Here is a 25,127-nt window from a genome sequence, read left to right as displayed (position 1 = left end):
TGCCTTCGTGAGCAAGCTCACTCCCACAGGGAGTACACATTGCCCCCCGTGGGAGCGAGCTTGCTCGCGAAGGCAGACTGACTGCTTAGTAAATAATATTCAGCTGCTGCACCTACCTCTTCGTGAGCAAGCATACACACACGCCTGTTTCAAGACCGGACGCAGAGCGTCCAGAACGGCGCTACCACGCGGAGCGTGGGAACGATAACCATACCCAGGCCTTACGGCTGGACACATCAGGCGCATCTTTTTTCACTTCGTTCAGGCGGCTTCCATCGGTCGCCGCTAGAGCATCCTGCCGGGCTCCGGTAACATGCGCGCCTGATTCAGTCGCTCGCAAGGGCGTTCCAATTGAGGAGTCGCAATGCTGCCTTACCCGCAGATTGACCCGGTAGCCGTCGCTATCGGCCCGCTGCAAATTCACTGGTACGGTTTGATGTACCTGGTCGGTATCGGTGGTGCCTGGCTGCTTGCGTCGCGTCGCCTGAACAAGTTCGACCCGACCTGGACCAAGGAAAAACTCTCCGACCTGATTTTCTGGCTGGCCATGGGCGTGATTGTCGGTGGGCGACTGGGCTACGTGCTGTTCTACGACCTGTCGGCCTACATCGCCAATCCGTTGCTGATCTTCGAGGTCTGGAAGGGTGGCATGGCGTTCCACGGCGGCTTTGTCGGCGTGATGATCGCGGCCTGGTGGTTTGGCAAGCGCAACGGCAAAAGCTTCTTCCAGCTGATGGACTTCGTTGCCCCGCTGGTGCCGATCGGCCTGGGTGCCGGGCGTATCGGCAACTTCATCAATGCCGAGCTGTGGGGCAAGCCGACCGATGTGCCGTGGGCCATGGTCTTCCCGCCGTTCAGCGACCCTGCGCAACTGGCGCGCCACCCTTCGCAGCTGTATCAGTTCGCGCTGGAAGGCGTTGCGCTGTTCATCATCCTCAATCTGTACGCCCGCAAGCCGCGTCCGACCATGGCCGTTTCCGGCATGTTTGCGCTGTTCTACGGGATCTTCCGCTTTGTGGTCGAGTTCGTCCGCGTCCCTGACGCCCAGTTGGGTTATCTGGCGTGGGGCTGGGTGACCATGGGTCAGATCCTCAGCCTGCCGATGATCATCGCCGGCCTGTTCCTGATCTGGCTGGCCTACAAGCGCGACCCGTCCGCCAGTAAAGCAGCGGCTTAATACCGAAACGCCGGGTGACAGCGCCCGGCGCGTTCAACAATGCAGGTGATTTATGAAGCAATATCTGGAACTGGTCGCTCATGTGATCAAGCACGGGACCTTGCAAGCCAACCGTACCGGCGTGAACACCATCAGCTTTCCGGGTGCGATGCTGCGTTATGACTTGCAGGAAGGTTTTCCGGCTATCACCACACGGCGCATGGCCTTCAAATCGGCTATCGGCGAGATGGTCGGCTTTCTGCGTGGCGTAAACAACGCCGCCGAATTCCGCGAACTGGGCTGCAAGGTCTGGGACCAGAACGCCAATGAAAACGCTCAGTGGCTGAACAACCCGTTCCGCAAGGGCGAGGACGACCTGGGCGAAATCTACGGCGTGCAATGGCGCAAGTGGCCTGCCTACAAGCGTATCGATGCCGGCAATGTCGCGGCCATCGAGCTGGCGCTGGGCCAGGGGTATCGTCAGATTGCCGAATCCGAAGAAGACGGCCAGTCTTTCGTAGTCCTGTACAAGGCCATCGACCAGATTCGCCAGTGCGTCGACACCATCATCAACGACCCGGGCAGCCGCCGGATCCTGTTCCACGGCTGGAACTGCGCACAGCTCGATGAAATGGCCCTGCCGCCGTGCCACCTGCTGTACCAGCTGCACCCGAACCCGCAGACCCGCGAAATCTCGCTGACGCTGTACATCCGCTCCAACGATCTGGGCCTCGGCACGCCGTTCAACCTGACCGAAGGCGCCGCGCTGCTGAGCCTCATCGGCCGCCTGACCGGCTACACGCCGCGCTGGTTCACCTACTTCATCGGCGATGCCCACGTGTACGAAAACCACCTGGGCATGCTCAACGAACAGATGACCCGCGAGCCGTACCCGATGCCGAAACTGGTGATCTCCGACCGCGTGCCGGAATTCGCCAAGACCGGTGTGTACCAGCCTGAATGGCTGGAGCTGATCGAGCCTTCGGACTTCTCACTGGAAGGCTATCAGCACCATCCGGCGATGACGGCACCGATGGCGGTTTGAGTCCGTAAGAGAGCGAATTGAGCGTTGTGCTATAGTTTTGGCGTAAGCCCCCTGACTCTGTTCAATGGAATCGACTATGTTTTTCAATCGGATTGGACATCGTAGCGATACGAAGAAGGCTGAAGATGAAGCCTTCATGCAGGCAATCAAGAGCATCGACACTCTTGTGGTGAGGGGTGGTCGCATGTCCATGGACGCCAAAGAAATCGAAGGCTTGGTTCGCTCCTCCCGCGATAAGGCTAAAAAACTGGTCACTCCGCAAGCCGAATCCTGATAAATGGCTTTTTTACTTCTGCTGCCACTACTCGTCAGTGGCTTTTTGGTGTGCCTGAAAGATCCCACCATTTACTGCAGGTTGCATCGCTATGAAGGCCAGATGCTGTACTTGCAGGTGGGGCGGTATGGTATCTACTGCTTTCTAGCGGCCATGTTTGTCACCGCAGCCCTTGCAGGTCTGTTCTCGCATGACTGGGGTGTGTTTTGCCCCAAGTGGGCCCAAACCAATGACGCGGCCTCGCCAGTCTGTTTTGCCGTGAACACCGATTTCGTGGGCGCTTTAGGTCAAATGGGGCAGGATTTCGACATCTCTGGCAAAAATTTCAGTCAGGTGGGCGTGTTCCTTGCCCTTTCGGGATTACTGACATTGGCGATGCCAGGCTTGGGCGCTTTTTTTACTGTCAAGATTCTCAAGTGGCAACTGAAGGCCACTAAAGAAGAAGAAATTGCGGCCTATCTGTTGGGCGAGTCTGTAGAGCATAGTCCTATCTGCTCGACGCTTTTCGATGCATTTGTCGACAAGGAAGAAGTGATGATCACGATGGTGGATCGAAAGGTCTACGTCGGTTACATCATGGACGTCGGAGCCCCCACCGAAGTGACGGGTGTCAATCAGGAAATTTTGCTCATCCCGACCGTCAGTGGCTATCGGGACAAGGACACCCTTAAAGTGGTCTATACGACCGATTACCCGAGTGATACACCGCTCAGGCCTATTGGTTTTCGGCAGGAAAATATCGTCTCGATCAGCATCTTCAGTGATGAGGTGCGTGAAGCATTCAAGCGCGCTGATTATGAGCGGGCGGGTGAAGAGACAGCGAAAGAGAAAGCCGCCAAAGATCAGCTAGTCAAGGCGATCACTGAGCTTGTGGCGGTGGTGCAGGCTGCGCAGCGCTGAACCGGGAATTTCAAACCCGTCTCAATGCCCATGACTCCTCCCCACATGTGAAGGCTCGCCCTCGGGCGCTGCCACAGCCCCCGTCACTTCCAGCCTTTCCAGTATCGCGCAATGTTCTGTGGTGCCATCGCTGCAGCGGCGGCGCAGGTCGAGCAGTTGTTCCTGGAGCGCCTGCAGGCTCGCGACGCGGGCATTGACGTGTTCGATGTGCTCGTCGATCAGGGCGTTGACGTTTTCGCACTGGTCCTGGGGGCTGTCGCGCAGATTCAGCAGGTTGCGGATTTCCTCGAGGGTCATGTCCAGGCTGCGGCAATTGCGGATGAACGACAGGCGCTCCATGTGCGCCTGGGTATACAGCCGGTAATTGCCGTCACTGCGCGCGGGGGCGGGCAGCAGGCCTTCGCGTTCGTAATAGCGGATGGTTTCGACCTGGGTGTCGGTCAGCTTTGCCAGTTCGCCGATTTTCATTTGGACTCATCTCGTTTGAGTGCTTGACCCTATAGTGGCTACAGGGTGTTCACTTGGCAACAAGCAGAATCCTGGAGCCACAACGAATGGGCACGACGATCAAGAATTCCCCCGCACATGACCGCGATCATGACCATGATCACGGCGAGCACGCACACGAGCAAAAGCCCGTGGAGCATGCGCATTCGTGCTGCTCCAGCGATGCGCAGCCTGCTGTAGTGACCTTCAGCGAAGCGCCTGCAGCAGGTGGTCGTCTGAGCAGCTTCCGTATCGAAGCGATGGATTGCCCCACCGAGCAGACGCTGATCCAGAACAAGCTGGGCAAGCTGGCCGGTGTGCAGAAGCTGGAATTCAACCTGATCAACCGCATGCTGGGCGTCTGGCACGACCTGCCGTCCACCGACCCGATTCGTGATGCCATCAGTTCGTTGGGCATGCAGGCCGAGCCGGTCGAGGAAGGTGCAGCGTCTGCCGAGCCTGCGCCGGTGGTGAAGAAACACTGGTGGCCGCTGGCGTTGTCCGGCGTTGCGGCGCTTGGCGCAGAGGTGGTCCATTTTGCCTCGCTCGGCCCGACCTGGGTGGTTGCCTTGCTGGCACTGGTGTCGATCTTCAGTTGCGGGCTGACGACCTACAAGAAGGGCTGGATTGCACTCAAGAACTTCAACCTGAACATCAATGCGCTGATGAGCATCGCGGTGACCGGCGCGATTCTGATCGGTCAGTGGCCGGAAGCGGCGATGGTGATGTTCCTGTTTACCATTGCCGAGTTGATCGAAGCCAAGTCCCTGGATCGCGCGCGCAATGCGATCAGTGGCCTGATGCAACTGACGCCAGAGCTTGCCACCGTCAAACAGGAGGATGGCAGCTGGCAGGAAGTCGAAGCCAAAAACGTCGAACTGGAGGCTATCGTCCGGATCAAGCCCGGCGAGCGTGTCGGGCTTGATGGTGAAGTGGTGTCCGGCAGCTCAACGATTGATCAGGCATCGATCACCGGTGAAAGCCTGCCGGTGGAGAAGACTGTCGGCGACAAGGTTTTCGCGGGCACCATCAACCAGGCCGGTTCGCTGGAGTATCGAGTCACCGCCGCCGCGAACAACTCGACGCTGGCGCGCATCATTCATGCGGTGGAAGCGGCTCAGGGTTCGCGTGCGCCGACCCAGCGCTTTGTCGACAGCTTTTCCCGTATCTACACGCCGGTGGTGTTCGTCGTTGCGTTGGCACTGGCGTTGGTCGCGCCGCTGTTCTTCGGTGGCGAATGGTATGACTGGATCTACCGGGCGCTGGTGCTGCTGGTGGTGGCCTGCCCATGTGCGCTGGTAATTTCCACGCCGGTGACTATTGTCAGCGGTCTGGCTGCGGCGGCGCGTAAAGGTATTTTGATCAAGGGTGGCGTTTATCTGGAAATGGGCGAAAAGCTCGATTACCTGGCGCTGGATAAAACCGGCACGCTGACCCATGGCAAGCCGGTGCAGACTGATTATGTGCCTTTGAACCCTGCTGTCTCCGATAGCGCGTCGGCGATTGCCGCGAGTCTCGCCGGGCGTTCAGATCACCCGGTTTCCCAGGCGATTGCCAAGGCCGCCGATGGCAGCCTGACGCTGCATGAAGTCAGTGCGTTCGAGGCGTTGGGTGGGCGCGGAGTGAAGGGCGAGATCAACGGCCAGATGTATCACCTGGGCAACCATCGTCTGGTGGAAGAACTGGGCCTGTGTTCGCCAGAGCTGGAAGCCAGGCTTGATGCGCTGGAGATGCAGGGCAAGACCGTGGTGCTGTTGCTTGATGCGTCTGGCCCGATTGCGCTGTTTGCCGTCGCCGATACAGTGAAGGAGACCAGCCGCGAAGCCATTGCTCAGTTGCATGAGCTGGGCATCAAAACGGTCATGCTGACCGGTGATAACCCGCACACGGCCAAGGCGATTGCCGATCAGGTCGGCATCGACGAAGCGCAGGGTAATCTGCTGCCTGCTGACAAACTCAGTGCTATCGAGGCGCTTTACAGCCGCAATCACCGGGTGGGCATGGTGGGCGACGGTATCAACGATGCCCCGGCGCTGGCCCGTGCGGAGATCGGTTTCGCGATGGCCGCTGCAGGCACCGATACTGCCATCGAGACAGCAGATGTCGCCCTGATGGACGATGATCTACGCAAGATACCAACGTTCATTGCGCTTTCACGCCGGACATCTGCAGTGTTGAAACAGAACATCGTGTTGGCCATCGTGACCAAGGTGCTGTTCATCGGCATCACCTTCGCAGGCCTGGCGACCATGTGGATGGCAGTGTTTGCCGACATGGGCGTGAGCTTGCTGGTGGTGTTCAACGGCTTGCGGTTGCTCAAGAAGTGATCAGGCGGGAACCTTGAAGGGCGGACGCGGAGCGTCCGGAACGGCATTCCCACGCTCCGCGTGGTAGCGCCTTTCTGGACGCTCTGCGTCCGCCTTCATCAGCCAAAGCGCTCCTGCCCCCAGGCAATGAAGGTTTCCAGCAGTGGCTTGAGCACGGCGCGGGTCGGCTCGGCCAGGTTCGGGCGGTAGTGGAAGGGCACGAACTCATCCATGTAGGTGCTTTGCGCCAGCTCTAGCTGTACGGCATGGATGTTGTTGGCGGGGTTGCCATAATGGCGGGTGATGTGGCCGCCTTTGAAGCGCCCGTTCAATACATGGCTGTAGTCTTTCGCCGCTGCGCAGACCTGCTCCATTCGGCTGGCCAGCTCCGGGTCGCAGCTCGCGCCATTGAAGGTGCCCAGGTTGAAGTCCGGCAGGCGACCGTCGAACAGGTGCGGGATGTGACCGCGAATCGAGTGGGCGTCGAACAGCAGCGCATAGCCGAACTCGTCACGCATGCGCTGCAGTTCTTGCTCCAGTGTCTGGTGGTAGGGCGTCCAGATCTGCTCCAGATACCGCGCTCGTTCCTCGGCACTCGGCGTCTGGCCGTCCTTGAACAGTGGCACGCCATCGAACAGGATCGACGGAAACAGCCCGGTGGTTGCGCCGACGTACATCGGCTTATCGTCGGAGGGTCGATTGAGGTCGATGACAAAACGCGAGTACTCGGCGGCCAGGGTGCTGGCGCCCAATTCAGCGGCGAAGTCATACAGACGCGGAATATGCCAGTCGGTGTCCGGCAGGCTCAACGCTTCGTCCACCAGCGCGGCTTCGACCACCGGCGTCAGTTTCAGACCGGCATGCGGCATGCTGATCAGCAGCGGAATGCGGCCACGTTTGAATGTCAGAACGTTATCCACAGGGCTCTCCTTCAGATCGATGATTCGACGCCGTGGCGCACGATACGTTTGTCCAGATCGCCGCCCAGCCAGTACGCCAGATCAGCCGGTCGTTCGATGTTCCAGGCGACGAAATCCGCGACCTTGCCGGCCTCCAGCGAGCCGTGGGTCGCGCTCATGCCCAGTGCCCTGGCGGCATTGAACGTTACCCCCGCCAGTGCTTCTTCGGGCGTCATGCGAAACAGCGTGCAGGCCATATTCAGCATCAGGCGCAATGACAGGCCCGGCGAGGTGCCAGGGTTGAGGTCGGTGGAAATCGCAATCGGCACGCCGTGCTTGCGCAGCGCGTCCATCGGCGGCAATTGTGTTTCACGCAGGAAGTAAAATGCGCCCGGCAGCAGCACCGCGACGGTTCCGGCAGCCGCCATGGCGATGGCGTCGTCTTCGGTCATGAATTCCAGATGATCCGCAGACAGCGCCTTGTAGCGCGCTGCCAGGCTCGATCCGCCCAATGACGACAGCTGCTCGGCATGCAGTTTGACCGGCAATGCCAACTGCCCTGCGGTGATGAACACCTGCTCGACCTGCGCGGGCGAAAACGCCAGGTATTCACAGAAAGCATCCACCGCATCGACCAGCCCTTCGGCTGCCAGCGCCGGGAGCATGTCGTTGCAGATATGGTTGATGTAATCGTCGGCGCGATCGGTGTATTCCGGTGGCAGTGCATGGGCGGCCAGGCAGGTGGCACGCACGGTGACTGGCTGGGTGTTGCCAAGGCGACGAATCACCCGCAGGATCTTGCGCTCGTTTTCCAGGTCCAGCCCGTAGCCCGACTTCATCTCGACGGTCGTGACGCCGTCCTTGAGCAAGTGCCGCAAGCGACGCTCGGCACTGGCGTACAGCTCATCCTCACTGGCGGCGCGAGTCGCACGCACCGTGCTGGCAATACCACCGCCCGCTGCGGCGATCTCGGCGTAGCTCACACCCTGCAAACGCTGTTCGAACTCGCCGCTGCGGTTGCCGCCGAACACGGTATGGGTGTGACAGTCGATAAGGCCGGGCGTGACCCAGGCACCGTTCAGATCGATGCAGTTGTCATGTTCCGGCTCGGCCAGCTCGGCCTGAGGCCCGATCCACTCGATGAGCGCTCCGGAGGTCACGATGGCGGCATCCTCGATGATCGAGTATTTGCCGTGTGCCATGCTTGCGATGTGACAGTTTTTCCAGAGCGTTTTCATTCCAGACCTCGTTGATCAGTGAGTGTGGTTGAGCGCCTTTGGCTTGACCCACACACCGTAGGCGATGAGCAGCAGCACGATCCAGATTGCGCCGACGATCAAGGCTGCACGGTTGTCCGGGAAGTAGCCCAGCACGCCGAAGATGAACAGCATGAAGGCGATGGCGGCCGCAGGCCCGTAAGGCCAGAACGGCACGGCGAATTTCAGCTGTGCCGCTTCCTCGCGGTTCATCGAGCGGCGCATGGCGACCTGCGTCAGCAGAATCATCAGCCAGACCCACACGGTGGCGAAGGTGGCCAGCGAAGCGATCAGCAGAAACACATCCTTGGGGATCAGGTAGTTGAGCAGCACGCCGCCCAGCAGCGCGATGCCCATGACCAGCACGGTCATCCACGGCACGCCATGGCGTGACACGCGGGCAAAACTGGCGGGCGCCTGACCTTCACGGGCCAGGCCATACATCATGCGGCCTGCGCCGAAGATGTCGCTGTTGATCGCCGACACCGCCGCCGAGATCACCACGATGTTGAGGATGGTCGCCGCCGAAGCGATACCCAGGTTGTCGAAAATCTGCACGAACGGGCTGCCCTGTGTGCCGATCTGCGGCCAGGGGTAAATGCACATCAGCACAAACAGTGTCAGCACGTAGAACAGCAGAATGCGCAGCGGTACGGCATTGATCGCCTGCGGCAGGCTGCGTTGCGGGTCCTTCGCTTCGCCTGCGGTAATGCCGATGATTTCGATGCCGCCGAAGGCAAACATCACTACCGCGAACGAGGCGATCAGGCCGGTGACGCCGTTGGGCATGAAGCCGCCATGCGCCCACAGGTTGCTGATGCCGATTTCGGTGCCGCTGGTCGCGCTGCCGATACCAAAGATCATGATGCCAAAGCCTGCGACGATCATCGCCACGATGGCGCTGACCTTGAGGATCGACAGCCAGAACTCGGTTTCACCAAAGACTTTCACATTGCACAGGTTGAGCGCGCCGATCAGAAAGACGATGCCCAGCACCCAGATCCAGCGTGGCACTTCCGGAAACCAGAAGCCCATGTAGATGCCGAATGCAGTCACGTCGGCCAGGCAGACGATGATCATCTCGAACGCGTAGGTCCAGCCGAGCACGAAGCCGGCCAGCGGGCCCATGTAACGCGTGGCGTAATGGCTGAACGAACCGGACACCGGGTCGTGAACGGCCATCTCGCCAAGTGCGCGCATCACCATGTACACCGCCGCGCCGCCGATCAGGTACGCCAGCAGTACGGCGGGACCGGCCTGTTGAATCGCCGAGGCCGAGCCGTAGAACAACCCTGTGCCGATGGCAGAGCCCAGGGCCATGAAGCGGATGTGGCGGGCGGATAACCCGCGTTTCAAACCATCTTGTGACGTCATTTCAGGTCCATTTCATTACAGGTATGGCAATAGCTGCGAGAACGCCTGCATCCGGCTTCCCGCAGCAATGACCAAAGCGAGCCCTGCCAGGCTCGCGGTGCATCACAGACTGGGTAGCAGACGTGCAGGAACCAGCGGGTTCAGGCAAGTGGAGGACAACAGCTGACTGGCAGCTTCGATGTCCGGTGCAAAAAAGCGGTCCTTTTCATAGAACGGGACCTTGCTGCGCAACAGGCTGCGGGCTTGCTCCAGCTTCGGAGAGGTTTTCAGACCCTCACGCAAGTCCAGACCCTGGCAGGCAGCCAACCATTCTACGGCAAGAATCCCGCGAACGTTTTCTGCCATTTCCCATAAGCGCTTGCCGGCGGCCGGGGCCATCGACACATGGTCTTCCTGATTGGCCGACGTCGGCAGGCTGTCGACACTGTGCGGATGGGCCAATGCCTTGTTTTCACTGGCCAGTGCGGCGGCAGTCACCTGCGCGATCATGAACCCGGAATTGACGCCGCCGTTGGCCACCAGGAAGGGCGGCAACTGCGACATGTGCTTGTCCATCATCAGCGAAATGCGCCGTTCGCTGAGCGAGCCGATCTCGGCGATGGCCAGCGCGAGGTTGTCCGCTGCCATGGCGACCGGCTCGGCGTGAAAATTGCCACCGGATATGACGTCGTTCTCGGCGGCGAACACCAGCGGGTTGTCGGACACCGCGTTGGCTTCGATTTCCAGCACCTCGGCGGCCTGGCGCAACTGGGTCAGGCATGCGCCCATGACCTGTGGCTGGCAGCGCAACGAGTAGGGGTCCTGAACCTTGTCGCAGTTGCGGTGCGACTCGGACACGCCGCTGCTTTCGCCCAGCAGGTCACGGTAGCAGGCTGCGGCGTCGATTTGCCCGCGCTGACCGCGTGCAGCATGAATGCGCGCGTCGAAGGGCGAGCGCGAGCCGAGTACCGCCTCAACCGTCAGCGAGCCGCAGGTCAGGGCCGCGGCGAACAGGTCTTCGCCCTCGAACAGGCCGCGCAATGCGTACGCGGTAGACACTTGCGTGCCGTTGAGCAGTGCCAGCCCTTCCTTGGCCGCCAGGGTCAGCGGTTGCAGCCCCGCAGCCGCCAGCGCATCGACGCCGTTGAGCCATTCGCCCTTGTAGCGCGCCTTGCCTTCGCCCAGCAGCACCAGCGACATGTGCGCCAGCGGCGCCAGGTCGCCGGAAGCGCCGACCGAGCCCTTGAGCGGAATATGCGGGTAGACCTCAGCGTTGATCAGCGCAATCAGGGCGTCGATGACCACTCGCCGAATGCCCGAGAAGCCACGGCTCAGACTGTTGACCTTGAGCACCATGATCAGACGCACCAGATCATCACTGATCGGCTGACCGACACCGGCCGCATGCGACAGCACCAGCGAACGCTGCAGGTTTTCCAGGTCTTCGCTGGCAATCCGCGTCGAAGCGAGCAGGCCGAAGCCGGTGTTGATGCCGTAGGCGGTGCGGTTCTCGGCCAGAATGCGTTCGACACAGGCGACGCTGTCGTCGATCTGACGGTCTGCGCTGCTGTCCAGCGTCAGGCTGACCGGTTGCAGATAAATGCCGCGCAGTTGCGCCAGGGTCAGTTGGCCGGGGATCAGGTTCAGCGTCTTGGCAGATAAGGTGGTCACGATGCTGCTACTCCTTGATGGATGTCAGCGACGGCTTGTGGCCGTGCACTGTTTTTATAAGTCTGCCGAGTTGTCACGGCAGTGCTGGAAAACCCTTTCCAGCGACGTTTCGTCTTTGATCAGGGCCGCGCTGCTGGCGATGTCCGGGGCCAGCCAGCGATCTTCGTCATAGGCCGGAATGCGCTCACGCAGCAGTCGCCACGCGGCACCGGTGCCCACGCCAAAACCCTGTGTCTTGAGAAATTCGAATGCCTGGGCCGCAAGCAAATACTCGATGGCCAGAATCTGCGTGGTATTGCCCAGCACCTTGTGCAGCTTGAGCGCAGCGCTGGTGCCCAGGCTCAGGTGATCTTCCTGCAGACCGGAGGTCACGTAATTGTCGACCACGGCCGGTTGCGCCATCTGGCGGTTTTCCGCGCACAGCGAAGCGGCGACGTACTGGACGATCATCATTCCCGAGTTGACGCCCGGCTGGGTGACCAGAAACGCCGGCAGGCCGCTGACCATCGGGTTGATCAGGCGATCCAGGCGTCGTTCGGCAATCGAGCCCAGCTCGGCCATCGCCATGCACAGCAGGTCTGCCGCCATGGCCACCGACTGGCCGTGTGGATTGGCTTGGGACACCACTCGGAAAGCCTCGGGCGTACCGAGCAGCAGCGGATTATCGGTGACTGAATTGAGTTCGATCTCGACCTGGCGAGTGGCGTGAGCCAGTTGGTCGCGGGTGGCGCCATGCACCTGGGGAATCGAGCGAATACTCAGCGCATCCTGGGTACGAATGCCTTCGCTGCTGGCGAGCACGTCGCTGCCCGCCAACAACATGCGCAGGTTCTTGCCCACCTGCTGCATGCCCGGATGTGGCTTGAGGGCGAGAATGCTTGCATCGAACGCGTCCAGTTGGCCGCGCAGGGCTTCGAAGCTCATCGCGCCGATCACGTCGGCCCATTGGCTCAGGCGCTCGGCATCGGCAATGGCCAGACAGCTCAGGCCGGTCATGCACGGTGTACCGTTGACCAGACACAAACCGTCCTTGGCACCGAGGACTACCGGAACCAGACCTTCTTCGTTCAAGGCCTGCTCAGCCGGGACGATCTGCCCGCGATAGCTGACCTGGCCGATACCCAGCAACGCAATACCGACGTGCGCCATGTGCGTCAGGTAACCCACCGAGCCCTGCGCCGGTACTTGCGGTGTGATGCCCCGGTTGAGCAGGGCCAGCAGCGCTTCGACCACTTGCCGGTGAATGCCCGACTTGCCCTGGCTGTAGTTGAGAATCGCGGCACAGATGATTGCCCGGGTCTGCTCGTCGGCCAGTGGCGCACCGACGCCGCAGGCATGGCTGAGCAGGGTATTGCGCGACAGGCGACTGAGCTGCTCGCCTTGCAGTGACACATTGCACAGCGCGCCGAGCCCGGTGTTCACGCCATAGGCGCGCTCGCCGCTGACGACGATGCGCTGCACGATGGCTTGAGCGTTGTCGATCCGTGCCCAGGCGGCGTCCGACAGGGCCAGGCTTGCGCCATGTCGGGCCACGGCGACCACGTCCTGCCAGCCCGCAGGTGCTTCACCGATGACGATCTGTTCTGCTCGCGACATCTGCAACGGTCCTTAAAGGGTGGCTACGCGGCGCTGAACGAAACGATCCACGTAATCGTCGGCGGGCGAGTGGAGGATTTCTTTCGGCGTGCCGACCTGAATCAATTGCCCGTCCTTGAGGATCGCGATGCGATTGCCGATGCGCACGGCCTCGTCCAGATCGTGGGTAATGAACACGATGGTCTTGTGCAGGCTGGCCTGCAGCTCCAGCAACTGGTCCTGCATCTCGGCGCGGATCAGCGGGTCGAGGGCGCTGAATGCTTCGTCCATGAGAATGATGTCGGTGTCGGCCGCCAGTGCGCGGGCCAGACCTACACGCTGACGCATGCCGCCGGAAAGCTGGTGCGGGTATTTGTTTTCGTAGCCCTTGAGGCCTACGGTGGTGATCCAGTGCTGCGCGCGTTCCTGACACAGCGCCTTGCTCTCGCCACGCACGGTCAGGCCGTAGGCCACGTTGGCGAGCACGGTCTTGTGCGGCAGCAGGCCGAAACTCTGGAATACCATGCTGATCTTGTGCCGGCGGAATTGGCGCAAGGCTTCCATGTCATAACGCAGGATGTCTTCGCCATCGACCAGGATCTCGCCGCTGGTGGGGTCGATCAGCCGGTTGAAGTGACGCACCAGCGTCGATTTTCCCGAGCCGGACAGACCCATGATGACGAAGATTTCGCCGCTGCCGATCGACAGCGACAAGTCGTTGACCCCGACCACGCAGCCGGTCTGGGCCAGCACCTGATCCTTGCTCTGGTTTTGCCTGATCAGCTGCAGTGCTTCCTTCGAGCGGTTGCCGAAGATCTTGAATACGTTTTTGACGACGATTTTGTTCGGTTCCACGCTGCTCATTTGTGCGCCTCATGCCGTGGGCGGCCATAGGCCTGCGTGATACGGTCGATGACGACCGCCAGAATGACAATGGCCAGGCCCGCTTCCAGCCCGCGTCCGACGTTGAGGGTCTGAATGCCCACCAGTACGTCTTCGCCAAGCCCGCGTGCGCCGATCATCGAGGCAATCACCACCATCGACAGCGCCATCATGGTGGTCTGGTTGATCCCGGCCATGATGCTCGGCATCGCCAGCGGCAGTTGCACGCCGAACAGTTGCTGCCAGCGGTTGGCGCCGAACGCGTTGATGGCTTCCATCACCTCACCATCCACCTGACGGATGCCCAGATCGGTCAGACGAATCAGCGGCGGCGCGGCGTAAATCACCGTGGCGAAGATCGCCGGAACCTTGCCCAGACCGAACAGCATCAGCACCGGGATCAGGTACACGAAGCTGGGCATGGTCTGCATGATGTCGAGCAGCGGCATCAGCACCGAGCGCAGACGATTGCTGCGTGCCGAGAGGATGCCCAGCGGAATGCCGATCAGCACCGCAATGATCGTTGCGACCAGCATCAGCGCCAGGGTCTGCATCAGCTTGTCCCACAACCCGACCGCACCGACCAGAAACAGCAGGCCGACGATGACCAGCGTCGTGACGATCTTGCGTGTCGCGTGCCAGGCAATACCGCCGACGATCATCAGCATCAGCCACCACGGCGCCATGCGCAGCAGGCCTTCGAGATTGACGATGGCCCATAGCAGGGTGTCGGAGATGTGCCGGAACACATCGCCGTACTGCGTGACCAGTGAGTCGACGCCATCGTTGACCCAGTTGGCGATCGAGAAAGTGAAGCTTTCAGGAAACATAAGCGGCTCTCAAATGAGGTGTGTCGGGTCAACGACAGGGCTGTCGAACCGTTCAGTCCGACAGCCCGGTCGTTTACAACGAAGCGTCCACCTTCTTCGCGGCGTCTTCGCTGACCCATTTGTGCCAGACTTCGGGGTGCTCTTTCAGGAAAATCTTCGCCAGCTTCGGCGATTCGATGCGTTCCTTGGCCATGCGCCCCAGGTTCTGGTTGAGCAGGTCGATCGGCAGGTTGACCTTTTCCAGGATGGCGACCAGTTCAGGGGCCTCATCGTGGAACACTTTGGACACGCCGACCTTGATATCGATCGTCTTGTTGACCCCGGCTTTCTCTTCCAGACGCACCAGGTCTACCTGACCCATGAGCGGCGTGGGTGACCAATAGTAGGTCAGGATCGGCTCGCCACGTTTGTAGCTGGAGAGAATCGCCGCATCCAGCGCCGGGCCGGTGCCCGGGCGGAAGTTGGTGTATTTGCTTTCCAGGCCGTAGCTCTTGAGCATTTCGCTGTTTTCCAGCTCACAGGTCCAGCCGGCCGGGCAGTTGTAGAAACGGCCCTTGCCAGGCTCTTCCTGATCCTTGAACACGGCTGAATACTGGGCCAGATCGCTGATGGATTTCAGGTTGGGTGCCTTGGCTTCCAGCTTGCGTTTGGGATCGCCTTCGATCACGTAGCGGGGCACGTACCAGCCTTCCACAGCGCCGACGATCGGTGCGCCGACACCGACCACCTTGCCGGCAGCGGCCGCCTTGTTCCAGACCTCGCTGCGACCGACCCATTCTTCGGCAAAGATCTGGATATCGTTGGTGCCCAAGGCGTTTTCCATGGCGATGGAATTGCCGGGCAGGGCGTCAACGGTGCAGCCGTAACCCTTGTCCAGAACCACCTGCAGGATGTCGGTCAGCAGCATCGCGCTTTCCCAGTTAAGACCGGCGAATTTCACCGGCTTGCCTGATTCGCACCAGCCGGCAGCCTGACTTGCGCCTGCGCTGGCGAGCAGGCCAGCGGATACCAGAGTGGTCAACAGGGCCTTTTTCATATTCATTGTCGATGCTCCTAAGCCTTAGAGGGATGACGGCAGCTTCAAGTAGGCATCCGGCCCGTGGGCATGCTCATGCCCGTCCCCGACGTGTGCCGGCCTGATGGCCGACAACGTTGTTAACGTCCGATCATTGGCAGGTTCAAGCCCTGCTCTCTGGCACAGTCGATAGCGATCTCGTAACCGGCATCGGCATGACGCATCACCCCGGTGGCCGGGTCATTGTGCAGCACGCGGGCGATACGCTCGGCGGCCTCATCGGTACCGTCGCAGACGATCACCATGCCGGAATGCTGCGAGAAGCCCATGCCGACGCCGCCACCGTGGTGCAGCGAGACCCAGGTCGCACCGCTGGCGGTATTGAGCAGGGCATTGAGCAGCGGCCAGTCGGAGACGGCATCGGAGCCGTCGCGCATGGATTCGGTTTCGCGGTTGGGGCTGGCGACCGAGCCGGAGTCCAGGTGGTCGCGACCGATCACAACCGGTGCCGACAACTCGCCACTGCGGACCATTTCATTGAAGGCCAGACCCAGTTTGGCGCGTTGACCCAGCCCGACCCAGCAGATACGAGCCGGCAGGCCCTGGAAGCTGATGCGCTCGCGGGCCATGTCCAGCCAGTTGTGCAGGTGCTCGTCGTCCGGAATCAGCTCTTTGACCTTGGCGTCGGTCTTGTAGATGTCCTGCGGATCACCCGACAGCGCGGCCCAGCGGAACGGCCCGATGCCACGGCAGAACAGCGGACGGATGTAGGCGGGCACGAAACCCGGAAAATCGAAGGCATTGGTGACGCCGACTTCCTTGGCCATCTGGCGAATATTGTTACCGTAGTCGAAGGTCGGAATGCCGGCTTGCTGGAAGGCGAGCATGGCTTCGACGTGCTCGGCCATCGACTGCTTGGCCGCCTTGACCACACTGGCCGGCTCGCTCACCGAACGGGCACGGTACTCGTCCCAGGTCCAGCCTTTGGGCAGGTAGCCATTGAGCGGGTCGTGGGCGCTGGTCTGGTCGGTGACCATGTCCGGGCGCACACCGCGACGGACCATTTCCGGCAGGATTTCCGCTGCGTTGCCACACAGGGCGATGGAGATGGCTTTGCCTTCGGCCGTGTATTTGGCGATACGCGCCAGTGCGTCATCGAGATCAGCAGCCTGTTCGTCGACGTAGCGAGTCTTGATGCGGAAATCGATGCGGCTCTGCTGGCATTCGATGTTCAGCGAGCAGGCCCCGGCCAATGTCGCAGCCAGCGGCTGTGCGCCACCCATGCCACCCAGGCCTGCGGTCAGCACCCAGCGGCCCTTGAGGTTGCCGTCATAGTGCTGGCGACCGGCTTCGACGAAGGTTTCGTAGGTGCCTTGCACAATGCCCTGGCTGCCGATGTAGATCCAGCTGCCTGCAGTCATCTGGCCATACATGGCCAGGCCCTTGGCATCCAGTTCGTTGAAGTGCTCCCAACTGGCCCAGTGCGGCACCAGGTTGGAGTTGGCGATCAGGACGCGCGGGGCATTGCTGTGGGTCTTGAACACGCCGACCGGCTTGCCGGACTGCACCAGCAGGGTTTCATCATCGTTGAGCTGAGTCAGGCTCTCGACGATCTTGTCGTAGCACTCCCAGTTGCGCGCGGCACGGCCGATGCCACCGTAAACCACCAGCTCATTGGGGTTTTCGGCGACTTCAGGGTCGAGGTTGTTCATCAACATGCGTAGCGGCGCTTCGGTCAGCCAGCTCTTGGCGGTCAATTGAGTACCGCGTGCAGCCCGAACGACACCTTCGCGATGGCGGGTCCAGTCCTGCTTCAGGTCTTGATTATTCTCGGTCACAAAAAAATCCTCGGCGATCAATTCGAACCAGCCCGGTGAAGGGCGAGCAAAGCCTGGCGAAGCAGGCCGATTCAGTTGGGTAGAAGGCAGAGTGTTCAGCCTGTATCTACTTGTACATACAAGCATATGCAATCAGAAGACCAACTTTGCGCCTTTGCTGTTTTTTGATCATCGAATTGGCCTGCAGGGCTTTATTTACGCGGCCTGACGGTTTTTATCAGCAAGCAGGCATTTTCCCGATAAGGGCAGGACATTGTTACCGGAATGACTTTTTGCGCAGTTTTGGGGCGGCCGGTAACAGGTTGGTGCGGGAAATGTGTACGCAACGTCCGGAGTGGATTGAAGCCTCGTGAGTGTTCGCAAAGAGCGCATTTTGGCGGGCTGCAAATGGCCTCTTTGGCGTGGGAACGAACCCGCTCAAGCACGCGTCATACCCAGGCCTGAGCCAGCATTCACCGGCCTGCGATTAGGTCTCGCGGGTGTTTTCATGTTTAAATTGAACGCTCGTTCAAGTTAAACCGGTGGTTCGCTGCCCGCTCATAACAGGAGGCTTACCCTTGCCGTATCCGCTTTTTGCAGTTGGTTTTATCAGTCCGGAGGCACTCAACCGATGAGTTCTGCGAGTTCCTCTTCAAGCGGCATGGTTCGCATGAATGCTCCAGTGTTCTATTTCGCTGCGAGTTTTATTCTGATTTTCGGCATCGTCGTGATCGCCTTCCCGCAAGCCAGCGGCGAATGGCTGCTGGCGGCGCAAAACTGGGCGGCCAACACGGTCGGCTGGTACTACATGATGGTCATGACCCTGTACCTGGTCTTCGTGGTGGTCACCGCCTTGTCGGGCTTCGGCAAGATCAAGCTCGGTGCCGACCACGACGAACCCGAGTTCAGTTACCTGTCATGGGCCGGGATGCTGTTCGCCGCCGGCATCAGCATCACGCTGTTCTTTTTCTGCGTGTCAGAGCCCCTGACACACCTGCTGCAACCGCCGCAGGGCGAGGGCGGCACCGCTGAAGCAGCACGCCAGGGCATGCAGTTGCTGTTTCTGCACTGGGGTCTGCATGGCTGGGGCGTGTTCGCGTTCGTCGGTATGGCGCTGGCCTATTTCGCTTATCGCCATAACCTGCCACTGGCCCTGCGCTCGGCGCTGTATCCGCTGATCGGCAAACGCATCAATGGCCCTATCGGCTATGCCGTCGATGGCTTCGGTATTATTGCGACCATCTTCGGTCTCGGTGCAGACATGGGCTTCGGGGTGCTGCACCTCAATTCCGGTCTGGATTACCTGTTCGGTGTAGCGCACACCCACTGGATTCAGGTCGGTCTGATCACCCTGATGATGGGCGCGGCGATTCTGGTGGCGATCGCCGGTGTCGACAAGGGCGTGCGCGTCATGTCCGACATCAACATGCTGCTGGCCTGTGCGCTGCTGCTGTTCGTACTGTTTGCCGGCCCGACTCAGCATTTGCTCAATACGCTGGTGCAGAACATCGGTGACTACCTGGGCGCACTGCCGAGCAAGAGTTTCGACGTGTATGCCTACAACGAGCCGAGTGACTGGCTGGGTGGCTGGACGGTGTTCTATTGGGCCTGGTGGATTGCCTGGGCGCCGTTCGTAGGCCTGTTCATTGCACGCATCTCCCGTGGCCGGACCATCCGCGAGTTCGTCTTCGGTGTGTTGCTGATCCCGCTGGGTTTCACTCTGGCCTGGATGTCGATCTTCGGTAACAGCGCCATCGATCAAGTGCTCAACCACGGCATGACTGCGCTGGGCCAGTCGGCTATCGACGATCCGTCGATGACCCTGTACCTGCTGCTGGAAACCTATCCGTGGAGCAAGACGGTCATTGCGGTCACGGTGTTCATCAGCTTTGTGTTCTTCGTCACCTCGGCCGATTCGGGCACTGTGGTGCTGTCGACACTGTCAGCCAAAGGCGGCAACCCTGACGAAGACGGTCCGAAATGGCTGCGGGTGTTCTGGGGGGTAGCCACGGCGCTGATCACCAGTGGCCTGCTGTTCTCGGGCAGTATCGATGCGCTGAAATCGGCTGTAGTGCTGACGTCGCTGCCGTTCTCGCTGATTCTGCTGCTGATGATGTGGGGGCTGCACAAGGCGTTCGTCATGGAGTCGCAGCGCAAGATCGCGCAGCTGTACTCGCTGGCGCCAGTGTCCGGTTCACGACGCGGCGGCTGGCGTCAGCGTCTGAGCCAGGCGGTGCATTACCCGTCGCGAGACGAGGTGTACCGTTTCCTCGATCAGACCGTGCGTCCGGCGATTGAAGAAGTGACGGCAGTGTTCGTCGAGAAGGGCTTGAGCGTGGTCAACGTCCCCGACCCGTCCAACGACTCGGTGACCCTGGAAATCGGCCATGGTGAAGAACGTCCGTTCATTTACCAGGTGCAGATGAAAGGTTTTTTCACCCCTTCGTTCGCCCGTGGCGGCATGGGCTCCAAGCAATTGAACAACCGCCGCTACTACCGCGCAGAGGTTCACTTGAGCGAGGGCAGTCAGGACTACGACCTGGTGGGTTACACCAAGGAACAAGTCATCAACGACGTGCTCGATCAGTACGAACGGCATATGCAGTTCCTGCACCTGGTGCGTTGATCGGAGCTTTGGGGGGGGGCGGTAACCACTATCGTTCCTCACGCTCCAGCGGGGCACGAGATTGCGTCGGGCTCAAGTACTTTCCCGCTCCACCAGGCTGCACTCCAGCAGATTCAGCCGCTGTATTTCTCCCTCTACCGGTAACACGCCGAGGCTTTCAAGCACCCGTGTGGCGGCCATCACGCCGATCTGCAGGGCGGGCGGTTTGATGGTGGTCAGGCTGGGCAGCATCATTTCTGCGAAGGCGTAATCGCCAAAGCCCATGATGGCACAATCCTGTGGAATGCTCAGGCCTGCGCGCTGGCTGGCGAGCAGGGCGCCGGCTGCCAGGTTGTCATTGGCGAAGAAGATCGCGTCAGGGCGCGGGTTGTGGTCCATCAGGGTTTCCATCGCCTGTTTGCCGGCCTCGAATGGCGCTCGATCCGCGTTCGGAACGAAGACCCACGGCCTGATACCGAGCTCTTCCGCGGTTGCGGCATAGCCGTCGCGACGCTCCAGTGCGCTGAAGTCGGCCGCGATGCTGTTCTGCACGAAGGCAATGCGCCGGTAACCTTTGTCATGCAGATAACGGGCTGCCATCACGCCGACGTCATAGTGCGAAAAGCCGATCTGGATCGGGCTGCGTTCGGGTTGGTAGTCCCAGGTTTCGATCACCGGGACATCGGTCTGCTCGATCATTTTCTCGGTAGCTGAGCTGTGAAAGCGACTGGTCAGCACCAGTGCCGCCGGCGACCAGCCCAGGAACGCCCGTACCGCGCTTTCCTCCTGCTCGGCGGAAAAGTAGCTGGAGGCCAGCAGCAACTGGAAACCGTGCTGGCTCAGTGTGTCGCTGAAGCCCTGAATGGTATTGGCAAAGATCGGCCCGGAGATGTTGGGAATCACCATCGCCACCACCCGGCTGCGCGCTGATGCCAGGCCGCCAGCAACCAGATTGGGTACGTAGCCCAGCGCATTGACTGTGTTCGCAATTCGCTCGCGCAGTTCGGGCGAAACCTGTTCCGGCTGATTGAAATAGCGCGACACGGTAATGGCCGACACCCCCGCCTGACGCGCCACGGCGGTGATCGTCACCCGGCCTGCGCCTCGGCGTTTGCGTATCAGGGGCTTCTCGTCGGCCATGCTCGATCACTTCGCATAAAAGTAAAAAGAATATAAAGCTAATTTTTCAGTATTGGACGATCTATAGGTCGCTTCCTGATACTGGCGATGTTAGCGCTAACAAAGATGGTTGTCTGCTACTCGCCACCGCGAATGCCCGGACCCGGTTTATTCAGCACGCATAGGCGCCAGTGCGCATCGCACTGTCGGATCAGGGCATATTTCAGGTAGGCACGCAGATGCACACAACAGGTGGGGATGGCGTCGGACACACGCTTCTGGCGCAGGCGATCGATCAGGCTCATGCGGCGCGGGGGCGTCGTTGTGGGTGGTTGCTGATGGGGCTGACGGCATTGCCGTGTGTTCCGGCCATGGCAGAGACAGCGGCAGGGCAGAACACAGAAACGGTAGAGCTGGAATCGGTGACCGTGACCGCCACACGCCGCGAAGAATCACTGCAAAAAGTACCGGTCGCCGTTTCCGTGATCGAGGGCGAACAACTGGAGCGCGATAACCGTAATGGTGTGGCCAGCATCGTGCAGCAGGTGCCGTCGTTGAATTTCCGCACCGGGGCTTCCAACAAGGACACATCGCTGTTCGTTCGCGGTGTCGGCACCATTTCCACTTCGCCAGGCGTCGAACCGACCGTGGCGACCGTGATCGATGGCGTGGTGTATGCCCGTCCGGGTCAGGCCACGCTGGACTTGCTCGACCTGGAACGCATCGAAGTGCTGCGCGGCCCGCAAGGCACGCTGTTCGGCAAGAACGCCTCGGCGGGTGTGCTCAACGTCACCACCAAGGCGCCGACCGAAGAGACTCACGGTTACATCGATCAGTCGTATTACAGCGGCAATGAAAGCCGCACCCGTTTCGGCATTGGCGGCAGCCTGATTCCGCAGACCCTCAAAGGCTCGATCACGACGTTGTTCGGCAGCTATGACGGCAATGTCGACAACAGGCTCAATGGTCAGGAAGTCAACGGTTACAACCGCAAGGGCGCACGCGGCAAGCTGGAATTCACGCCCAGTGACGACATCACCTTCACCCTCGCAGCGGACTACATGCAGTCCCATGACGATGCGCCCAACGGTGTGGTAACCAAGGCGCTGACCCCGTCCTTCGCCAGTGCCCTGGCGCCGGTACGTGCCGACAGCGATAACCGCAATGTAGTCAGCGATTACCGCAGCCATGTCGAGGACGTCAACAAGGGCCTGTCCGGCCAGCTCGACTGGCAACTGGGTGACTACACCCTGACGTCCATCACCGCCTGGCGCGGCTGGGACAACACCCAGTATCAGGATGGCGACCGGCTTGGCACCATCACCGCCGCGTTCCCCGGCACCGAAGACCAGGGCGATCTTGAGTTCAACCAGTATTCCCAAGAGCTGCGTCTGGCGTCGCCGAAGGGCCATTTTGTCGAATACGTGGGCGGTCTGTTTTACATGCACGGCAAGAGCGACGAGACCTATCAGCGCACGCTGATCACGCCGACGACTCAGGATCGCGGCGTCGCCGACTACAGCACCACCGCCGACAGCTATTCGGTGTTCGGCGAAACCACGTTCAACTTCACACCGGACTTGCGGGCGATTGTCGGGGCACGCTGGACCCATGACGATCTGGAATACGATCATCGCCGCGTGTCGACATCGGCTACGACCGTCAGCGGCATTCAGCCAGCGACCAGCAGTTCCGGCTCGGTGGATGAAGACGGCAAGTCCGGGCGTCTCGGTTTGCAGTACGACCTGAGCGACAGTGTGATGACCTACATTACCTACTCGCGCGGTTACAAAGGCCCGGCCTACAACGTGTTCTTCAACATGCAGCCGCGTGACACCGAGGCCCTCAAGCCGGAAACCTCGAACACCTGGGAAGTCGGCCTCAAGGCCACCACCTGGAATAATCGCCTGACCACCAATCTGGCGGTATTCCACAGCGAGTACGACAACTATCAGGCGAACTTCTTCGACAGCGTGGCCGGACAGGTCGTGACGCGCCTGATCAACGCAGGCAGTGTCAGTACCGAAGGTGTCGAGCTGGATTACGCCCTGCAAGCCACCCGAAACCTGAAACTCTCTGGTGCGCTGTCCTACACCAGAGCACGCATCGACAGCTTTGCCTGCCCGGCCGGCGCGGCGGCGTCCTGCAACGTCGACGGCAAGACCCTGCCGTACAGCCCGGACTGGAAAAGCTACGTTCGTGCCGATTACACCATCCCGCTGGACAACGGTCTGGATATCGAACTGGGCACCGATTACAGCTGGCAGAGCGAAGTGCAGTACGACATCAGTCAGAACCCGGACACCAAGCAGGGCGCTTATGGCATCTGGAACGCCAGCGTGGCACTGGCGGATTACAACAGCGGCTGGCGCGTTGCACTGCTGGGCAAGAACCTGGCCGACAAGTCCTATTCGCCAATGCTAGCCACCGGCGGGAATTACGTTTACCGATCCGTACCGCGTGATGACGAACGCTATTTCGGCGTGCAGTTACGCAAGGATTTTTGAGCCGAGACCCCAGGCAACACCTAAGGAGTGAGGTATGAGCACGACTGCTCGACAGATGAAACTGGGCGCTTTCCTGATGGCCACCGGGCACCATGTCGCTGCCTGGCGGCACCCGGATGTGCCGGCCGATGCAGGGCTGGATTTCAAGCATTACCGGCACCTGGCGAGGGTCGCGGAGGCGGCAAAATTCGATGCCTTGTTCGTTGCAGACAGCGTGGCTGCCGCGACCGGTGATATCGCCAGCCGCATGGCGCGCTCCGATCATTTCGAGCCGCTGACCCTGCTCTCGGCACTCAGCGCGGTGACCGAACACATCGGTCTGATCGCGACGGCAACCACCACCTACAACGAGCCGTATCACGTAGCCCGAAAGTTCGCCTCGCTGGATCATCTCTCAGGTGGGCGAGCGGGCTGGAATCTGGTGACCTCGGATGCCGCCGCCGAAGCGCAGAACTTCGGTCGCGCCGAGCATGTGGGGCACGCCGAGCGCTATAGCCGCGCACGAGAGTTTCATCAGGTGGTGACGGGTCTTTGGGACAGTTGGGCTGACGATGCTTTCACCCGCGACAAGGCCAGTGGCGAGTACTACGACCCGGCCAGACTGCATGTGCTCGATCATCAGGGCGAGCATTTCCGCGTCAAGGGTCCGCTGAACGTGGCGCGTTCGCCGCAGGGTCAGCCGGTGGTGGTGCAGGCCGGCTCCTCGGAAGTCGGGCGTGATCTGGCGGCGCAGACGGCGGAAGTGGTGTTCACCGCGCAGACCTCGCTGGCCAGTGCGCAGGCTTTTTATGCCGACCTCAAGGGCCGTCTGAGTGCTTACGGGCGGGCCGTCGACTCACTGAAAATCATGCCAGGCGTGTTCATCGTCGTGGCCGAAACCGAAGCATTGGCGAAAACTAAATTCGAGTCGTTTCAGGAGCTGGTCGAGCCTCGGGTCGGGGTCGCTCTGCTGGGCCGCATGCTGGGCAATTTCGACCTGTCGGGCTACCCGCTGGACGGCCCGTTGCCGGAACTGCCATTGACCGACAGCGGCCAGCGCAGCCGACAGAAACTGCTCACCGAACTGGCCGATCAGGAAAGCCTGACCCTGGCGCAACTGGGGCGGCGGATTGCCGGTGGGCGAGGGCACTACAGCCTGATCGGCACGCCAGAGCAGATCGCCGATGAGTTGCAACGCTGGTTCGAGCAGGGCGCGGCGGATGGCTTCAATGTGCTGGTGCCGCACCTGCCGGGCGGTCTGGAAGATGTCGCGCAGTTGCTGGTGCCGGAGTTGCAGCGGCGCGGGCTGTTTCGCACCGAGTATGAAGGCACGACCTTGCGCGAGAACCTGGGCTTGCAGCGGCCTGCTTACAGATTTTGATATTTCCCGTACCGGATACCGAGCCTGGCTGCAGAGAGGTGACGCGGAGCGTCACGGGATGCATGCCAACG

Annotated in this window: 19 protein-coding genes; 8 read left to right on the top strand and 11 right to left on the bottom strand. The window is 60.7% G+C overall.

All coding sequences use genetic code 11. The annotated features are described in order from the left end of the window. Nucleotides 1-364 precede the first annotated feature (364 nt). From lgt to BLR20_RS27925, 4 genes are all read left to right on the top strand, one after another. Nucleotides 365-1,177, top strand: a complete 813-nt coding sequence (lgt, locus tag BLR20_RS25370; RefSeq protein WP_010434503.1) for a prolipoprotein diacylglyceryl transferase — start codon at nt 365-367, stop codon at nt 1,175-1,177. Nucleotides 1,178-1,229: 52 nt separating this feature from the next. After that, the gene (locus BLR20_RS25365; protein WP_054994405.1) at nt 1,230-2,201 is read left to right on the top strand and encodes a thymidylate synthase; all 972 of its coding nucleotides are present in this window, start codon (nt 1,230-1,232) and stop codon (nt 2,199-2,201) included. Nucleotides 2,202-2,277: 76 nt separating this feature from the next. Continuing rightward, nucleotides 2,278-2,475 (top strand): hypothetical protein, encoded by a 198-nt coding sequence (locus BLR20_RS25360; protein ID WP_032614303.1) that lies wholly within the window; start codon nt 2,278-2,280, stop codon nt 2,473-2,475. 3 nt (nt 2,476-2,478) lie between these two features. Further along, on the top strand, nt 2,479-3,375 hold the full coding sequence (locus BLR20_RS27925; protein ID WP_054994406.1) for a hypothetical protein: 897 nt from the start codon (nt 2,479-2,481) through the stop codon (nt 3,373-3,375). Between the two features lie 21 nt (nt 3,376-3,396). On the opposite strand, the gene cadR is transcribed toward BLR20_RS27925, so the two are convergent. After that, complete coding sequence (gene cadR, locus BLR20_RS25350) at nt 3,397-3,843, bottom strand: Cd(II)/Pb(II)-responsive transcriptional regulator (protein ID WP_010434512.1); 447 nt, start codon at nt 3,841-3,843, stop codon at nt 3,397-3,399. Nucleotides 3,844-3,929: 86 nt separating this feature from the next. Here cadR and BLR20_RS25345 point away from each other — a divergent pair, with 86 nt between their 5' ends. Beyond that, nucleotides 3,930-6,188 carry a heavy metal translocating P-type ATPase gene (locus BLR20_RS25345; protein ID WP_054994407.1) on the top strand — a complete coding sequence of 753 codons (2,259 nt, stop codon included), beginning with the start codon at nt 3,930-3,932 and terminating at the stop codon, nt 6,186-6,188. Between the two features lie 98 nt (nt 6,189-6,286). On the opposite strand, the gene hutG is transcribed toward BLR20_RS25345, so the two are convergent. The 9 genes from hutG to hutU form a co-directional block, all read right to left on the bottom strand. After that, nucleotides 6,287-7,087 carry an N-formylglutamate deformylase gene (gene hutG / locus BLR20_RS25340; RefSeq protein ID WP_054994408.1) on the bottom strand — a complete coding sequence of 267 codons (801 nt, stop codon included), beginning with the start codon at nt 7,085-7,087 and terminating at the stop codon, nt 6,287-6,289. Nucleotides 7,088-7,098: 11 nt separating this feature from the next. Continuing rightward, complete coding sequence (gene hutI / locus BLR20_RS25335; protein WP_010435935.1) at nt 7,099-8,304, bottom strand: imidazolonepropionase; 1,206 nt, start codon at nt 8,302-8,304, stop codon at nt 7,099-7,101. A gap of 15 nt (nt 8,305-8,319) precedes the next feature. Continuing rightward, on the bottom strand, nt 8,320-9,696 hold the full coding sequence (locus BLR20_RS25330; protein WP_054994409.1) for an amino acid permease: 1,377 nt from the start codon (nt 9,694-9,696) through the stop codon (nt 8,320-8,322). A gap of 102 nt (nt 9,697-9,798) precedes the next feature. Then, nucleotides 9,799-11,346 carry a histidine ammonia-lyase gene (hutH, locus tag BLR20_RS25325; protein ID WP_054994410.1) on the bottom strand — a complete coding sequence of 516 codons (1,548 nt, stop codon included), beginning with the start codon at nt 11,344-11,346 and terminating at the stop codon, nt 9,799-9,801. A gap of 54 nt (nt 11,347-11,400) precedes the next feature. Further along, nucleotides 11,401-12,942, bottom strand: coding sequence for an HAL/PAL/TAL family ammonia-lyase (locus BLR20_RS25320; RefSeq protein WP_054994411.1), 1,542 nt, complete (start codon nt 12,940-12,942; stop codon nt 11,401-11,403). Between the two features lie 12 nt (nt 12,943-12,954). Then, the gene (locus BLR20_RS25315) at nt 12,955-13,785 is read right to left on the bottom strand and encodes a quaternary amine ABC transporter ATP-binding protein (RefSeq protein WP_010435925.1); all 831 of its coding nucleotides are present in this window, start codon (nt 13,783-13,785) and stop codon (nt 12,955-12,957) included. Continuing rightward, complete coding sequence (locus BLR20_RS25310) at nt 13,782-14,633, bottom strand: ABC transporter permease (protein WP_003343849.1); 852 nt, start codon at nt 14,631-14,633, stop codon at nt 13,782-13,784. Before BLR20_RS25310 ends, BLR20_RS25315 begins: the two co-directional genes overlap by 4 nt. 73 nt (nt 14,634-14,706) lie before the next feature. Then, complete coding sequence (locus BLR20_RS25305) at nt 14,707-15,675, bottom strand: ABC transporter substrate-binding protein (protein WP_010435922.1); 969 nt, start codon at nt 15,673-15,675, stop codon at nt 14,707-14,709. A gap of 113 nt (nt 15,676-15,788) precedes the next feature. After that, nucleotides 15,789-17,486, bottom strand: coding sequence for a urocanate hydratase (hutU, locus tag BLR20_RS25300; protein WP_032614315.1), 1,698 nt, complete (start codon nt 17,484-17,486; stop codon nt 15,789-15,791). Between the two features lie 649 nt (nt 17,487-18,135). Between hutU and betT the strand changes: the two genes are divergently transcribed. Beyond that, nucleotides 18,136-20,091 carry a choline BCCT transporter BetT gene (gene betT, locus BLR20_RS25295; RefSeq protein WP_206429961.1) on the top strand — a complete coding sequence of 652 codons (1,956 nt, stop codon included), beginning with the start codon at nt 18,136-18,138 and terminating at the stop codon, nt 20,089-20,091. A 72-nt stretch (nt 20,092-20,163) separates the two neighbouring features. On the opposite strand, the gene BLR20_RS25290 is transcribed toward betT, so the two are convergent. Continuing rightward, complete coding sequence (locus BLR20_RS25290) at nt 20,164-21,210, bottom strand: LacI family DNA-binding transcriptional regulator (RefSeq protein WP_054994412.1); 1,047 nt, start codon at nt 21,208-21,210, stop codon at nt 20,164-20,166. A gap of 170 nt (nt 21,211-21,380) precedes the next feature. Between BLR20_RS25290 and BLR20_RS25285 the strand changes: the two genes are divergently transcribed. Continuing rightward, nucleotides 21,381-23,696: a TonB-dependent receptor gene (locus BLR20_RS25285; RefSeq protein ID WP_143010031.1), complete on the top strand. Its 2,316-nt coding sequence runs from the start codon at nt 21,381-21,383 to the stop codon at nt 23,694-23,696. A 34-nt stretch (nt 23,697-23,730) separates the two neighbouring features. Beyond that, nucleotides 23,731-25,056, top strand: a complete 1,326-nt coding sequence (locus BLR20_RS25280) for an LLM class flavin-dependent oxidoreductase (RefSeq protein WP_054994413.1) — start codon at nt 23,731-23,733, stop codon at nt 25,054-25,056. Nucleotides 25,057-25,127 lie beyond the last annotated feature (71 nt).

It is taken from the genome of Pseudomonas congelans, assembly GCF_900103225.1.
Classification (GTDB): domain Bacteria; phylum Pseudomonadota; class Gammaproteobacteria; order Pseudomonadales; family Pseudomonadaceae; genus Aquipseudomonas; species Aquipseudomonas congelans.
The sequence above is the reverse complement of the archived record's forward strand: the minus strand, read 5'-3'. Positions and strand labels throughout refer to the sequence as shown.

Excerpts from the sequence above, each read along its gene's own strand:
- BLR20_RS27925 (WP_054994406.1), top strand. The coding sequence starts at position 2,479 with ATGGCTTTTTTACTTCTGCTGCCACTACTCGTCAGTGGCTTTTTGGTG.
- lgt (WP_010434503.1), top strand. The coding sequence starts at position 365 with ATGCTGCCTTACCCGCAGATTGACCCGGTAGCCGTCGCTATCGGCCCG.
- BLR20_RS25280 (WP_054994413.1), top strand. The coding sequence starts at position 23,731 with ATGAGCACGACTGCTCGACAGATGAAACTGGGCGCTTTCCTGATGGCC.
- hutI (WP_010435935.1), bottom strand. The coding sequence starts at position 8,304 with ATGAAAACGCTCTGGAAAAACTGTCACATCGCAAGCATGGCACACGGC.
- betT (WP_206429961.1), top strand. The coding sequence starts at position 18,136 with ATGAATGCTCCAGTGTTCTATTTCGCTGCGAGTTTTATTCTGATTTTC.
- BLR20_RS25290 (WP_054994412.1), bottom strand. The coding sequence starts at position 21,210 with ATGGCCGACGAGAAGCCCCTGATACGCAAACGCCGAGGCGCAGGCCGG.
- BLR20_RS25320 (WP_054994411.1), bottom strand. The coding sequence starts at position 12,942 with ATGTCGCGAGCAGAACAGATCGTCATCGGTGAAGCACCTGCGGGCTGG.
- BLR20_RS25365 (WP_054994405.1), top strand. The coding sequence starts at position 1,230 with ATGAAGCAATATCTGGAACTGGTCGCTCATGTGATCAAGCACGGGACC.
- BLR20_RS25310 (WP_003343849.1), bottom strand. The coding sequence starts at position 14,633 with ATGTTTCCTGAAAGCTTCACTTTCTCGATCGCCAACTGGGTCAACGAT.
- BLR20_RS25305 (WP_010435922.1), bottom strand. The coding sequence starts at position 15,675 with ATGAATATGAAAAAGGCCCTGTTGACCACTCTGGTATCCGCTGGCCTG.
- BLR20_RS25330 (WP_054994409.1), bottom strand. The coding sequence starts at position 9,696 with ATGACGTCACAAGATGGTTTGAAACGCGGGTTATCCGCCCGCCACATC.
- BLR20_RS25315 (WP_010435925.1), bottom strand. The coding sequence starts at position 13,785 with ATGAGCAGCGTGGAACCGAACAAAATCGTCGTCAAAAACGTATTCAAG.
- BLR20_RS25360 (WP_032614303.1), top strand. The coding sequence starts at position 2,278 with ATGTTTTTCAATCGGATTGGACATCGTAGCGATACGAAGAAGGCTGAA.
- cadR (WP_010434512.1), bottom strand. The coding sequence starts at position 3,843 with ATGAAAATCGGCGAACTGGCAAAGCTGACCGACACCCAGGTCGAAACC.
- BLR20_RS25345 (WP_054994407.1), top strand. The coding sequence starts at position 3,930 with ATGGGCACGACGATCAAGAATTCCCCCGCACATGACCGCGATCATGAC.